General features: G+C 68.8%; 13 protein-coding genes. 3 read left to right on the top strand and 10 right to left on the bottom strand.

Features of this window, described 5'->3' with window-relative positions; genetic code table 11:
* A partial coding sequence (locus tag AOK15_RS09565; RefSeq protein WP_055514861.1) for a hypothetical protein occupies nt 1-570 on the bottom strand: 570 nt, incomplete at its 3' end.
* Nucleotides 571-722: 152 nt separating this feature from the next.
* On the opposite strand from AOK15_RS09565, the gene AOK15_RS09570 reads away from it, so the two are divergent.
* The 3 genes from AOK15_RS09570 (at nt 723) to AOK15_RS09580 (ending at nt 4,532) form a co-directional block, all read left to right on the top strand.
* Nucleotides 723-1,910 (top strand): sensor histidine kinase, encoded by a 1,188-nt coding sequence (locus AOK15_RS09570; protein WP_055514812.1) that lies wholly within the window; start codon nt 723-725, stop codon nt 1,908-1,910.
* Nucleotides 1,907-2,548: a response regulator gene (locus AOK15_RS09575; RefSeq protein ID WP_055514814.1), complete on the top strand. Its 642-nt coding sequence runs from the start codon at nt 1,907-1,909 to the stop codon at nt 2,546-2,548. The genes AOK15_RS09570 and AOK15_RS09575 overlap by 4 nt, the downstream gene beginning before the upstream one ends.
* 151 nt (nt 2,549-2,699) lie before the next feature.
* On the top strand, nt 2,700-4,532 hold the full coding sequence (locus AOK15_RS09580; protein ID WP_055514816.1) for a glycoside hydrolase family 18 chitinase: 1,833 nt from the start codon (nt 2,700-2,702) through the stop codon (nt 4,530-4,532).
* 79 nt (nt 4,533-4,611) lie between these two features.
* On the opposite strand, the gene AOK15_RS09585 is transcribed toward AOK15_RS09580, so the two are convergent.
* From AOK15_RS09585 to atpB, 9 genes are all read right to left on the bottom strand, one after another.
* Nucleotides 4,612-5,064, bottom strand: coding sequence for a DUF2550 domain-containing protein (locus AOK15_RS09585; RefSeq protein WP_055514818.1), 453 nt, complete (start codon nt 5,062-5,064; stop codon nt 4,612-4,614).
* A gap of 133 nt (nt 5,065-5,197) precedes the next feature.
* Nucleotides 5,198-5,572, bottom strand: coding sequence for a F0F1 ATP synthase subunit epsilon (locus AOK15_RS09590; RefSeq protein WP_055514820.1), 375 nt, complete (start codon nt 5,570-5,572; stop codon nt 5,198-5,200).
* Nucleotides 5,573-5,703: 131 nt separating this feature from the next.
* A complete protein-coding gene (atpD, locus tag AOK15_RS09595) occupies nt 5,704-7,140 on the bottom strand; it encodes a F0F1 ATP synthase subunit beta (protein WP_055514822.1) in 1,437 nt (478 codons plus the stop codon).
* Complete coding sequence (locus AOK15_RS09600) at nt 7,140-8,054, bottom strand: F0F1 ATP synthase subunit gamma (protein ID WP_055514824.1); 915 nt, start codon at nt 8,052-8,054, stop codon at nt 7,140-7,142. The genes atpD and AOK15_RS09600 overlap by 1 nt, the downstream gene beginning before the upstream one ends.
* A gap of 21 nt (nt 8,055-8,075) precedes the next feature.
* Nucleotides 8,076-9,674 (bottom strand): F0F1 ATP synthase subunit alpha, encoded by a 1,599-nt coding sequence (atpA, locus tag AOK15_RS09605; RefSeq protein ID WP_055514826.1) that lies wholly within the window; start codon nt 9,672-9,674, stop codon nt 8,076-8,078.
* 127 nt (nt 9,675-9,801) lie between these two features.
* Entirely contained in the window at nt 9,802-10,617 is an 816-nt protein-coding gene (locus AOK15_RS09610; protein WP_055514828.1) for a F0F1 ATP synthase subunit delta, read from the bottom strand.
* Nucleotides 10,614-11,159: a F0F1 ATP synthase subunit B gene (locus AOK15_RS09615; protein ID WP_055514830.1), complete on the bottom strand. Its 546-nt coding sequence runs from the start codon at nt 11,157-11,159 to the stop codon at nt 10,614-10,616. The genes AOK15_RS09610 and AOK15_RS09615 overlap by 4 nt, the downstream gene beginning before the upstream one ends.
* Nucleotides 11,160-11,200: 41 nt before the next feature.
* On the bottom strand, nt 11,201-11,446 hold the full coding sequence (locus AOK15_RS09620) for an ATP synthase subunit c family protein (RefSeq protein ID WP_055514831.1): 246 nt from the start codon (nt 11,444-11,446) through the stop codon (nt 11,201-11,203).
* Between the two features lie 71 nt (nt 11,447-11,517).
* On the bottom strand, nt 11,518-12,345 hold the full coding sequence (atpB, locus tag AOK15_RS09625; protein ID WP_055514833.1) for a F0F1 ATP synthase subunit A: 828 nt from the start codon (nt 12,343-12,345) through the stop codon (nt 11,518-11,520).
* Nucleotides 12,346-12,537 lie beyond the last annotated feature (192 nt).

Here is a 12,537-nt window from a genome sequence, read left to right on the forward strand (position 1 = left end):
CGCCCGCTCCTTCTCCCCCACGGTCTCCCCCTCTCCCTCCGGAGCCTTCTTCGGCCAGATCGTGTAGGCGAGGGCGACCAGCCCGTGGATGCCGGCCGCGCGGAGGGCCGCCCACTGGAACGACCTCAGCGACGCGACGTTCCCGTCGTCGCCCACGTACCAGACGGCCGCCTGGAGCAGGGCCAGCGCCACACCGGCCGCCACCACGGTCCGCACCCAGAGGGCACCCTCGTGCCGGGCCCGCGCCGTGCCGTACTTCGGCGGCCCCACCGGCTTCGGCCCGCCCGCCAGGCGATGCGCGGCATGGCCGTCCAGCCGGCGGATCATGTAGTGGCCGTAGCCCACGGTGAACCCGATGTAGAGCGCCGCCAGGCCGTGCTCCCAGCTCGGCTCCGCGCCGTTCTTCAGGTCGATCGCGGTCACCACGAAGAGCACCAGCTCCAGCACGGGCTCGCACAGCAGCAGGACCACACTCGTCCGGCGCCACCTCAGCAGATAGCGGACGGCCAGGGCGAGCGCCAGCAGCACCCAGAAACCGACCTCGCAGGCGATGATCAACGCGACGATCACGACTCGCTCCTCTCGTTCACCCTTCCAGGCTCCCGACAGGGCCGGCCGGAATCGTCGTCGGCGATGACGAACCCGCGGTACATCGAAGGATGCAGTCCAGGACCGTCCCCGGGCATCAGGCGGCGAGCAGCCGCGCCGTGTTGGATGGGGACATGGCCGTACGACCGCCCCGCCCGCACCCCTTCGACGTGCGCGCCGCCCTCGCCGGACTGCTCGGCGGCCTGCTGCTGTGGGGGATCCATCTCGCGACCCGCCCGGCCCACGACCCGATCGTGCTGCTCGACGGCCGCTGGTGGATCCTGCTGCCCCTGGTCGTGACGGCGGCCTGCGAAGCACTCCGCCGCACCCTGCCCCGCACCGCCCTGCTGGTCGGATGGGCCGCGCTGACGGTGGACACCATCACCCAGGGCAATCTGGTCACGCTGGTGATGTTCACCGACCTGGTGTACGCGGCCGTGCTCTACGGCCCGCCCGCCACCGCCCGCCGCGTCCTGTGGGTCTCCGGTGTGCTCACGGTGGTCGGCACGGTCGTGCCGGTGGCGATCTGGCAGGTGCCGAAGGCGGTGCTGATCGGCGCGGTCATCGGTCTGGTCGCCTTCATGCCCGCGGCCACCGGCTGGATCGTCCGCAACCACCGCGACGCCGCCGAGGCCGCCCGGCTCCGCGCCGAACAGACCGCGCTGCTCGCCGAGATGGACCGCGCCCAGGCCGTCGTGGGCGAACGGGCGCGCATGGCACGGGAGTTGCACGACCTGGTGGCCAACCATCTGTCCGCGATCGCGATCCACTCCACGGCCGCGCTCTCCCTCGACGACCCGGACACCTCCCGGCAGGCCCTCGGGGTCATTCGCGAGAACAGCGTCGAGGGCCTTGCCGAGATGCGCCGGCTGATCGGCATCCTCCGGGACACCGGCGGCGACAAGGAACCGGCCGCCGCCCCCACCCTCGACGGGGTCGGCGCCCTGGTCGACGGCGCCCGCACCAACGGCCTGGACGTCGTCCTCGACGCCGACCACGGCGATTCCCTGCCCACGCCCGTGGGCCTCGCGGCGTACCGCATCGTCCAGGAGTCCCTCACCAACGCCCTCAAGCACGCCTGCCCCGGCCGCGTCACGGTGACCCTGCGGCAACCGAACGGCTCCCTCCACATCGCGGTGACCAGCCCGTACGGTGACCGGCACGGCCCGAGCGCCCCAGGATCGGGCGCCGGCCTGGTCGGCATGCGGGAGCGTGCCGCACTGCTGGACGGCACCTTCGAGGCGGGCCCCGAGAGCGCGGAGCACGGCAAGATCTGGGTCGTACGCGCCTGCCTCCCGGTCATCGAAGGAGAACCCGCATGATCCGCGTCCTGGTCGCCGAGGACCAGTCCGCCGTACGCGCCGGGCTGGTCCTCATCCTGCGCAGCGCGCCCGACATCGAGGTCGTCGGCGAGGCGGCCGACGGGGAGCGGGCCGTGGCGCTCGCCCGGGAGCTGCGGCCCGACCTGGTGCTGATGGACGTGCAGATGCCGCGCCTCGACGGGGTGGCCGCGACCCGCCAGGTCGTCGCCGAGGGCCTGGCGGACGTCCTCGTCCTGACCACCTTCGACCTCGACGAGTACGTGTTCGGGGCGCTACGGGCGGGCGCCGCCGGGTTTCTGCTGAAGAACACCGAGGCGAAGGACCTGATCGCGGCCGTGCGGACGGTGGGGCGCGGCGAGGGCCTGATCGCCCCGGCCGTCACCCGGCGGCTGATCGCCGAGTTCGCCGCCGGGTCGGCCCGTGAGCCCTCGGTCGACCTCTCGGTGCTCGACGCGCTGACCCGACGGGAGCGCGAGGTGCTGTCCTGCCTGGGCGAAGGGCTGCCCAACGCGGAGATCGCGGTGCGGCTCGACATGGCGGAGGCGACGGTGAAGACCCATGTGAGCCGGCTCCTTGGCAAGCTCGACCTGCGCAGCCGTGTCCAGGCGGCCGTGCTGGCCCAGGAACTGGGGATCTGACCCGCCGGAGGGGTGTCCGGCGGCCCTCGGGCGGGCTGCCCGGCGTCGCGCACTGGTCCAGACCCATTGACCTATGGTCCAGACCTTTCTATTCTCGCCGCACTGCGCCACGTCATGCTCATGCTCACGACACCCCACAAGGAGGCGCGTCATGCGCTTCAGGCACAGACTCGCGGCGGCCTTCACCACCCTGCTGCTTCCCCTGACGGGCCTGGTCGGTCTCGCGACCCCGGCCCAGGCGGCGGCTGCGTCTTCAGCAGCCACCGCCACCTACGCCAGGACCCAGGACTGGGGCAGCGGCTTCGAAGGAAAGTGGACCGTCAAGAACACCGGCACCACCACGCTCAGCTCCTGGACCGTCGAGTGGGACTTCCCCTCCGGAACGTCGGTCACCTCGGCCTGGGACGCCGACGTGACCTCCTCCGGCTCCCACTGGACCGCCAGGAACAAGTCCTGGAACGGCTCCCTCGCCCCGGGCGCCTCCGTCTCCTTCGGTTTCAACGGGAGCGGCTCAGGCTCCCCGGCGAACTGCAAACTGAACGGCGGCAGCTGCGACGGCGGCCCCAGCGTCCCCGGTGACGCGGCGCCCTCCGCCCCCGGCACCCCGACCGCGTCCGGTGTCACCGAGACCTCGGTCAAGCTCAGCTGGAGCGCGGCCACCGACGACAAGGGCATCAAGAACTACGACGTCCTGCGCGGCGGCAGCAAGGTCGCCACCGTCACCGGCACCACCTACACCGACACCGGCCTGACCGCCGGCACCGACTACTCCTACACCGTCCAGGCCCGTGACACCGCCGACCAGACCGGCCCGCTCAGCGGCGCGGTCGCCGTCCGCACCACCGGCGGGGTCGTCGACCCGCCGCCCGGCTCCAAGGTCAAGCTCGGCTACTTCACCGAGTGGGGCGTCTACGGCCGCAACTACCACGTCAAGAACCTGGTGACCTCGGGCTCCGCGGCCAAGATCACCCACATCAACTACGCCTTCGGCAACGTCAAGAACGGTCAGTGCGTCCTCGACGACTCCTACGCGGCCACCGACAAGGCGTACACCGCCGACCAGTCCGTCAGCGGCACCGCCGACACCTGGGACCAGCCGCTGCGCGGCAACTTCAACCAGCTGCGTCAGCTCAAGGCGAAGTACCCGCACATCAAGGTCCTCTACTCCTTCGGCGGCTGGACCTACTCCGGCGGCTTCGGCCAGGCCGCGCAGAACCCGGCCGCGTTCGCCAAGTCCTGCAAGGCCGTCGTGGAGGACCCGCGCTGGGCCGATGTCTTCGACGGCATCGACATCGACTGGGAGTACCCGAACGCCTGCGGTCTGACCTGCGACACGTCGGGCCCGGCGGCGTTCAAGAACCTGATGTCGGCGCTGCGCACCGAGTTCGGCGCGAACTACCTGGTCACCGCGGCCATCACCGCCGACGGCTCCTCCGGCGGCAAGATCGACGCGGCCGACTACGGCGGCGCCGCCCAGTACCTCGACTGGTACAACGTGATGACGTACGACTACTTCGGCGCCTTCGACAAGGACGGCCCGACCGCCCCGCACTCCCCGCTCACCTCGTACCCCGGGATCCCGCAGGCGGGCTTCAACTCCGCCGACGCCATCGCCAAGCTGAAGTCGAAGGGCGTCCCGTCCGCGAAGCTGCTGCTCGGCATCGGTTTCTACGGCCGCGGCTGGACCGGCGTCACCCAGTCCGCCCCCGGCGGGGCGGCCACCGGCGCGGCACCCGGCACCTACGAGGCGGGCATCGAGGACTACAAGGTCCTGAAGAACTCCTGCCCGGCCACCGGCACCGTCGCCGGCACGGCCTACGCGTACTGCGGCGGCAACTGGTGGAGCTACGACACGCCCGCCACCATCGGCACCAAGATGGCCTGGGCGAAGAACCAGAACCTGGGCGGCGCGTTCTTCTGGGAGTTCAGCGGCGACACGAGCAACGGAGAGCTGGTGACCGCGATCAACAACGGTCTGAAGTGACCGGCTGAGAAAGATCAGGCGACGTTGACGCTCCCCCCGGAATCCGTCCGGGGGACCCCCACCCAGAGAGTGAATGTGGCTACGCCACGTTCACTCTCTGTCCGGGTGGGGCTGCCTCCAGCCACGCGAGGAAACCGGTCAGCGCGTCCTCGCTCATCGCCAGCTCCAGACGCGTGCCCCGGTGGAGACAGACCAGGATGATGTCGTCGGGCAGGAGCACCAGCTCCTCACCGTCCGGGGTGCGGCGGCCGGCCACCTCGATCGCCGAGCGTTCCAGGACACGGCGCGGGCGGGGCGAGTACGAGAAGATCCGGAACCATTCGATGCGGTCCCCGTTGTAGCGGGCGATGCCGTAGCCCCAGCCCTTGCCCTTCTCCTCGCCGCCCACAGGCTTCTCCGGGGCGTCCCACCGCAGGCTGCAGTTGAAGGTTCCACCGGAGCGCTGGATGAGTCGGCGGCGCAGTCCGAAGACGACGAGCCCCACCACCACGAGCGCGATCACCGACCCGCACACAGTCAGAGCGAGGACCATCGACACCGACCTCCTCGTCTCCTAGGTAATGGAACGTAAAAAACACCCGTATTCACCTCAGCCGCGGCCGGATCAGGATGTTTCCATCCAGACCCGGCCGCGGCTGAGACACAGCATCACACGGCGCACCCGTTCAGCGCGCCGACACCGTCCGCAGTCGGACGTCCGCGCGGCGCTCGGCGGCGGCGTCGCCCTCCGCCTTCGCCCGCTCCAGCTCGCGCTCCACGCGCTGGACATCGATCTCGTCGGCCAGCTCGGCGACCTCGGCCAGCAGGGACAGCTTGTTGTCCGCGAACGAGATGAAACCGCCGTGCACGGCGACGACGACGGTGCCGCCCTCACTCGTACGGATGGTCACGGGGCCCGACTCCAGCACACCGAGCAGCGGCTGGTGACCGGGCATGACGCCGATGTCGCCGGACGTGGTGCGTGCGACGACCAGGGTGGCCTGGCCCGACCAGACCTCTCGGTCGGCCGCGACCAGCGCGACGTGCAGCTCAGCAGCCAAGGTGGCTCCTCGGGTCACCACCCGGCGGTTCCGCCGGGTGTTGGGTTCAATTCTAGAGGGAGTACAGAGAGGGGCGGGACGCACCCCTAGAGGTGTGGTCTCGCCCCCCACTGTTCACGAGTCGCCGGGCGTCAGCTGACGCCGAGCTCCTTCGCGTTCTTCTTGAGGTCCTCAAGACCACCGCACATGAAGAACGCCTGCTCCGGGAAGTGGTCGTACTCGCCGTCGATGATCGCGTTGAACGCGGCGATCGACTCCTCCAGCGGCACGTCCGACCCGTCGACGCCGGTGAACTGCTTGGCGACGTGGGTGTTCTGGGACAGGAAGCGCTCCACGCGACGGGCACGGTGGACGACGAGCTTGTCCTCCTCGCCGAGCTCGTCGATACCGAGGATCGCGATGATGTCCTGCAGGTCCTTGTACTTCTGCAGGATGCTCTTCACGCGCATGGCGGCCGTGTAGTGGTCCGCCGCGATGTACCGCGGGTCGAGGATGCGGGACGTCGAGTCCAGCGGGTCCACGGCCGGGTAGATGCCCTTCTCGGAGATCGGACGGGAGAGAACCGTCGTCGCGTCGAGGTGGGCGAAGGTGGTGGCCGGGGCCGGGTCGGTCAGGTCGTCCGCGGGGACGTAGATCGCCTGCATCGAGGTGATCGAGTGACCACGGGTCGAGGTGATGCGCTCCTGGAGGAGACCCATCTCGTCGGCCAGGTTCGGCTGGTAGCCCACCGCGGAGGGCATACGGCCGAGCAGGGTCGACACCTCGGAACCGGCCTGGGTGAAGCGGAAGATGTTGTCGATGAAGAACAGCACGTCCTGCTTCTGCACATCGCGGAAGTACTCCGCCATGGTCAGACCGGCGAGGGCCACGCGCAGACGGGTGCCCGGGGGCTCGTCCATCTGACCGAAGACCAGCGCGGTCTTGTCGATGACGCCGGAGTCCGACATCTCCTCGATGAGGTCGTTGCCCTCACGGGTGCGCTCACCGACACCGGCGAACACCGACACACCGTCGTGGTTGTTGGCGACGCGGTAGATCATCTCCTGGATGAGCACCGTCTTGCCGACGCCGGCACCGCCGAACAGACCGATCTTTCCACCCTTGACGTACGGGGTGAGCAGGTCGATGACCTTGACGCCGGTCTCGAACATCTCGGTCTTCGACTCGAGCTCGTCGAAGTTCGGGGCCTTGCGGTGGATGCCCCAGCGCTCGCCCGTGTACTCCTCGTCGACGTTCAGCACCTCACCGAGGGTGTTGAACACCTTGCCCTTGGTGAAGTCGCCGACCGGCACGGTGATGGAGGCGCCGGTGTCGGTGACCGCGGCCTGGCGGACCAGACCGTCGGTGGGCTGCATGGAGATGGTGCGGACCAGGCCGTCACCCAGGTGCTGGGCGACCTCCAGGGTCAGCGTCTTCTTCTCACCCTCGTTCGCCGGGTCGGAGACCTCGACGTGCAGGGCGTTGTAGATGTCGGGCATCGCGTCGACGGGGAACTCCACGTCGACGACCGGGCCGATGACCCGGGCGACGCGGCCCGTGGCAACGGCCGTCTCAGAAGTCGTCGTCATTACTTGTCACTCCCCGCGGTCGCGTCGGCAAGGGCTGCGGAGCCACCGACGATCTCGCTGATTTCCTGGGTGATTTCGGCCTGGCGGGCCGCGTTGGCAAGACGGGAGAGCGTGTTGATCAGCTCGCCCGCGTTGTCGGTCGCCGACTTCATCGCGCGGCGGGTGGCGGCGTGCTTGGAAGCAGCCGACTGCAGCAGCGCGTTGTAGATACGGCTCTCGACGTAGCGCGGCAGCAGGGCGTCGAGGACGTCCTCCGCCGACGGCTCGAAGTCGTACAGCGGCAGGATCTCGCCCGTCGGCTTCTCCTCCGCGACCTCGTCGAGGCTGAGCGGCAGCAGACGCGCGTCGAGCGCCTGCTGCGTCATCATCGACACGAACTCGGTGTACACGATGTGGAGCTCGTCCACGCCGCCGTCCGCCGTGTCCTTCTCGATGGCCTCGATCAGGGGCGCCGCGACCTTCTTGGCGTCCGCGTACGTGGGCTCGTCGGTGAAGCCCGTCCACTGGTCCGCGATCTTGCGCTCGCGGAAGTTGTAGTGGGCGACACCGCGGCGGCCGACGATGTACGTGTCGACCTGCTGGCCCTTGGACTCCAGCCGTGCCGTCAGCTGCTCCGCGGCCTTGATGGCGTTGGAGTTGAAGGCACCGGCCAGACCGCGGTCACTCGTCAGCAGCAGCACTGCGGAACGCGTGACCGTCTCGGCCTGCGTGGTCAGCGGGTGCTTGGTGTTCGAACCAGTCCCCACCGCCGTGACCGCGCGGGTGAGCTCGGTCGCGTACGGCGTGGAGGCCGCCACCTTGCGCTGCGCCTTGACGACGCGCGAGGCGGCGATCATCTCCATCGCCTTGGTGATCTTCTTGGTCGCGGTGACGGATCGGATGCGACGCTTGTAGACCCGGAGCTGAGCTCCCATGAGTCAGGTCCCTTCCTTACGTCACTTGGAGACGTTGACGGCCGCCGGAGCGTCCTCGCCGAGCAGCTTGCCGTCCGCGGTCTCGAACTGCTTCTTGAAGTCGGCGATCGCGTCCGCGATGGCGGTCAGCGTGTCGTCCGAGAGCTTGCCGCCCTCCTTGATGGAGGTCATGAGGCCCTGCTCCTTGCGGTGCAGGTACTCCAGCAGCTCCTTCTCGAAGCGGCGGATGTCGGCGACCGGAACGTCGTCCATCTTGCCGGTGGTGCCGGCCCACACGGAGACGACCTGGTCCTCGGTGGACATCGGCTCGTACTGGTTCTGCTTCAGCAGCTCGACCATGCGCTGGCCGCGCTCCAGCTGCGCCTTCGACGCGGCGTCCAGGTCGGAACCGAAGGCGGCGAACGCCTCCAGCTCACGGAACTGGGCGAGGTCCACGCGCAGACGACCGGAGACCTGCTTCATCGCCTTGTGCTGGGCGGAACCACCGACTCGGGAGACGGAGATACCGACGTTCAGCGCGGGACGCTGACCGGCGTTGAAGAGGTCCGACTCCAGGAAGCACTGGCCGTCGGTGATGGAGATGACGTTGGTCGGGATGAACGCCGAGACGTCGTTGGCCTTCGTCTCGACGATCGGCAGACCGGTCATCGAGCCCGCGCCCATCTCGTCGGAGAGCTTCGCGCAGCGCTCCAGCAGACGGGAGTGCAGGTAGAAGACGTCACCCGGGTAGGCCTCACGGCCCGGCGGGCGGCGCAGCAGCAGGGACACGGCGCGGTAGGCGTCGGCCTGCTTCGAGAGGTCGTCGAAGATGATGAGGACGTGCTTGCCCTCGTACATCCACTGCTGGCCGATGGCCGAACCGGTGTACGGCGCAAGGTACTTGAAGCCGGCCGGGTCGGACGCCGGGGCGGCGACGATCGTCGTGTACTCGAGCGCGCCGTTCTCCTCCAGCGCACGGCGGACCGACGCGATGGTCGAGCCCTTCTGGCCGATGGCGACGTAGACGCAGCGGACCTGCTTCTTCGGGTCGCCAGAGCGCCAGTTGTCACGCTGGTTGATGATCGTGTCGACGGCCAGGGCGGTCTTGCCGGTCTGACGGTCACCGATGATCAGCTGACGCTGGCCACGGCCGATCGGGGTCATCGCGTCGACGGCCTTGTAGCCGGTCTCCATCGGCTCGTGCACCGACTTACGGGCCATGACGCCCGGAGCCTGCAGCTCAAGGGCGCGACGACCGCTGGTCTCGATCTCGCCGAGGCCATCGATCGGGTTGCCGAGCGGGTCGACGACGCGGCCGAGGTAGCCCTCGCCCACGGCGACCGACAGGACCTCGCCGGTACGGGTGACCGGCTGACCCTCCTCGATGCCGCTGAACTCACCGAGGACGATGGCGCCGATCTCGCGCTCTTCCAGGTTCAGCGCGAGGCCGAGGGTGCCGTCCTCGAACTTCAGCAGTTCGTTGGCCATGGCCGAGGGAAGACCCTCGACCTTCGCGATGCCGTCGCCGGCAAGGGTGACCGTACCGACCTCCTCGCGCGAGGCCGCGTCCGGCTTGTACGACTGGACGAAGTTCTCCAGCGCGTCCCGGATCTCCTCCGGCCGGATCGTGAGCTCCGCCATCTGGGTTCCCTGCTCTCCTTGTTGGGCCCGAAGTTTCAACTTGGGGGGATGGGGACTCCCCCTCATAGAAGGTGAATCCTCTGCACGGCCCAACCGGGCCGTAGGTACGTACTGCGTATGAAGTTGCTCAGCTCGCCAGACGGCGGCCGGCGTCCTCGAGTCGGTCCGCGATCGAACCGTTGATGATCTCGTCGCCGACCTGCACCCGGATCCCGCCGAGGACGCCGGGGTCCACGTCGAGGTTGAGGTGCATTGGGCGGCCGTAGAGCTTCGCCAGGGCGGCGCCGAGGCGCTGCTTCTGGGTGTCGCTCAGCGGAACCGCCGAGGTGACGACGGCGACCATGCGGTTGCGACGCTCGGCGGCGAGCTTGGACAGGGACTCGAGTCCCGCCTCCAGGCTACGTCCCCGCGGCGCGGTCACAAGGCGCGTCACCAGACGCTCGGTGGTGGCCTTGGCACGGCCGCCGAGCAGGCTGCGGAGCAGCTCGCCCTTGGCAGACGCGCCCGCGGCGCGGTCGGTCAGCGCGGACCGCAGCCCGGTGTTCGAGGCGACGATCCGGCCGAACCGGAACAGCTCGTCCTCGACGTCGTCGAGCGTGCCCGACGTCTGCGCGGCGGTGAGGTCGGCCAGGGCGGCCAGCTCCTCCAGCGCGTCCACCAGGTCGCGCGACTGCGACCACCGGGAACGCACCAGACCCGCGACCACGTCGGCGGTGGTCCCGCTGACCTGGCCACCGAGGATGCGCCCGGCCAGTTCGGCCTTGGCCTCGCCGGCCTGCGCCGGGTCGGTGAGGACCCGACGCAGCGACACCTCGCGGTCGAGCAGCGCGGTGACGGCGGCCAGCTCGTCGGCGAGCGCGGCCGCGTCCACGGACGTGGAGTCCGTCAGCGCGTCGAGACGCTCACGTGCGGCTGCCAGGGCCTCGCGGCTCGCTCCGTTCATCGCGTCGCCTCGGCCTTCTCCTCGAGGTCGTCGAGGAAGCGGTCGATGACGCGGCTCTGCCGGGCGTGGTCCTCGAGGGACTCACCGACGAGCTTGCCGGCCAGGTCGGTGGCGAGCTTGCCGACGTCCTGACGCAGCGCGGAAGCGGCGGCCTTGCGGTCGGCCTCGATCTGGGCGTGACCGGCGGCGACGATCTCCTCACGCTGCCGCTGGCCCTCGGCGCGCATCTCGGCGATGAGCGCGGCGCCCTGCTCCTGCGCCTCCTGGCGCAGTCGCGCGGCCTCGTGCCGGGCCTCGGCGAGCTGAGCCTTGTACTGCTCAAGCACGCTCTGGGCTTCGGTCTGCGCGGCCTCAGCCTTCTCGATACCGCCCTCGATGGCCTCGCGACGCTCTTCCAGAACCTTGTTGATGTTCGGGAGGAGCTTCTTGGCGAGGAAGCCGAAGACGATGACGAAGGCGATCAGGCCGATGACGAGCTCGGGGATCGGCGGGATGAGGGGGTTTTCGGCCTCCCCACCAGCCGCCAGGTTAACCAGGCTCATATCAGTGCCTTCCGTCTAAAGGGGCGGTCCGACGAACCTGGTCAGGAGGTCGGGTAGACGAACGGCATGACCAGACCGATCAGGGCGAGCGCCTCACAGAAGGCGAAGCCGAGGATCTGGTTGGCGCGGATCAGGCCGGCCGCCTCGGGCTGGCGGGCGAGGGCCTGGGTGCCGTTACCGAAGATGATGCCGACGCCGACGCCCGGGCCGATGGCCGCCAGGCCGTAACCGATGGAGCCAAGGTTGCCCATGATCTGAGTCTCGGCGAGGGTCTGGAGAGCGGACATGCCGGTTCTTCCTTCTCTTTCAATGACCGGTGGGGGTTGGCCACCGGATGTCTGGTGGTGGGTCGGGGCTCTCAGTGGTGCTCGGCGAGAGCGCCCTGGATGAAGCTGCAGGTCAGCAGTACGAAGACGTACGCCTGAACGGCCTGGATGAAGAGCTCGAAGGCGGTCATCACGAGCACCATCGTGAAGGACACGGCGGAGTAGGCGATGCCGATGCCGTTGAGCATGTACCAGGTGGCGATCGTGAAGAGCAGCAGCAGCGTGTGGCCGGCGAACATGTTCGCGAACAGACGCACGGCGTGGGTGAAGGGCCGGACGATGAGGTTCGAGAAGAGCTCGATGGTCATCGACAGCGGGAGCACTCCGCCCAGCGACTTGTCGTAGCCGGTGAAGTTCTTGAAGGCACCGACGAAGCCGTGCCGCTTGAAGGTCAGCGAGACCCACAGGACGTAGACGATCCCGGCGAGGACGGCGGGATACGAGATGATCGCGGTGACCGGGAACTGGGCGATCGGGATGATCGACCAGACATTCATGATCCAGACGAAGAAGAAGAGGGAGACGATGAGCGGAACGTACTTCTCGCCTTCCTTCTTTCCGAGCGTCTCGTAGACGACGCCGCGTCGCACGAAGTCGTAACCCGCTTCGGCCACCATCTGGAGCTTGCCCGGGACGACCTTCGGCTTGGCGAAGGCGGCCCAGAAGAAGCCCACGATGATGATCGAGCCGAGCAGCGCCAGCAGCATCGTCTTGTTGAAGTAGACGGCGTCGTCCTGGTGGCCCAAGAGGGGCTCGAAGAGGAACGAGTGCAGGCCCGGAGCGACATCGGCGAAGCCACAGCCGTCGAAAATGTGGCAGTCGGTCTCGAAGGCGAGCACCTGCGTCGGATCAGCACTCACCGCGGGCTCCTTCAGCGTGGCGCATGGGTACGGCAACCTCGTTGTGTCGGCGCGGCACGCAGCCGCGGGTCGGCACTGGACTGGTGTTACGGATGTGGGGGCGGCTGTGGGGCATCGAGCCTCGCACTAGGGCAGGCGTCAGCTCGATCGCCCGCGCCCGCGATGCCGCAGTTGGCACCGGACGATAGCAGG

This window comes from Streptomyces ossamyceticus, from assembly GCF_001418475.1.
Taxonomy (GTDB): Bacteria; Actinomycetota; Actinomycetes; order Streptomycetales; family Streptomycetaceae; genus Streptomyces; species Streptomyces ossamyceticus.

Excerpts from the sequence above, each read along its gene's own strand:
- AOK15_RS09570 (WP_055514812.1), top strand. The coding sequence starts at position 723 with ATGGCCGTACGACCGCCCCGCCCGCACCCCTTCGACGTGCGCGCCGCC.
- AOK15_RS09575 (WP_055514814.1), top strand. The coding sequence starts at position 1,907 with ATGATCCGCGTCCTGGTCGCCGAGGACCAGTCCGCCGTACGCGCCGGG.
- AOK15_RS09580 (WP_055514816.1), top strand. The coding sequence starts at position 2,700 with ATGCGCTTCAGGCACAGACTCGCGGCGGCCTTCACCACCCTGCTGCTT.
- AOK15_RS09585 (WP_055514818.1), bottom strand. The coding sequence starts at position 5,064 with ATGGTCCTCGCTCTGACTGTGTGCGGGTCGGTGATCGCGCTCGTGGTG.
- atpD (WP_055514822.1), bottom strand. The coding sequence starts at position 7,140 with ATGACGACGACTTCTGAGACGGCCGTTGCCACGGGCCGCGTCGCCCGG.
- AOK15_RS09600 (WP_055514824.1), bottom strand. The coding sequence starts at position 8,054 with ATGGGAGCTCAGCTCCGGGTCTACAAGCGTCGCATCCGATCCGTCACC.
- atpA (WP_055514826.1), bottom strand. The coding sequence starts at position 9,674 with ATGGCGGAGCTCACGATCCGGCCGGAGGAGATCCGGGACGCGCTGGAG.
- AOK15_RS09610 (WP_055514828.1), bottom strand. The coding sequence starts at position 10,617 with ATGAACGGAGCGAGCCGCGAGGCCCTGGCAGCCGCACGTGAGCGTCTC.
- AOK15_RS09615 (WP_055514830.1), bottom strand. The coding sequence starts at position 11,159 with ATGAGCCTGGTTAACCTGGCGGCTGGTGGGGAGGCCGAAAACCCCCTC.
- AOK15_RS09620 (WP_055514831.1), bottom strand. The coding sequence starts at position 11,446 with ATGTCCGCTCTCCAGACCCTCGCCGAGACTCAGATCATGGGCAACCTT.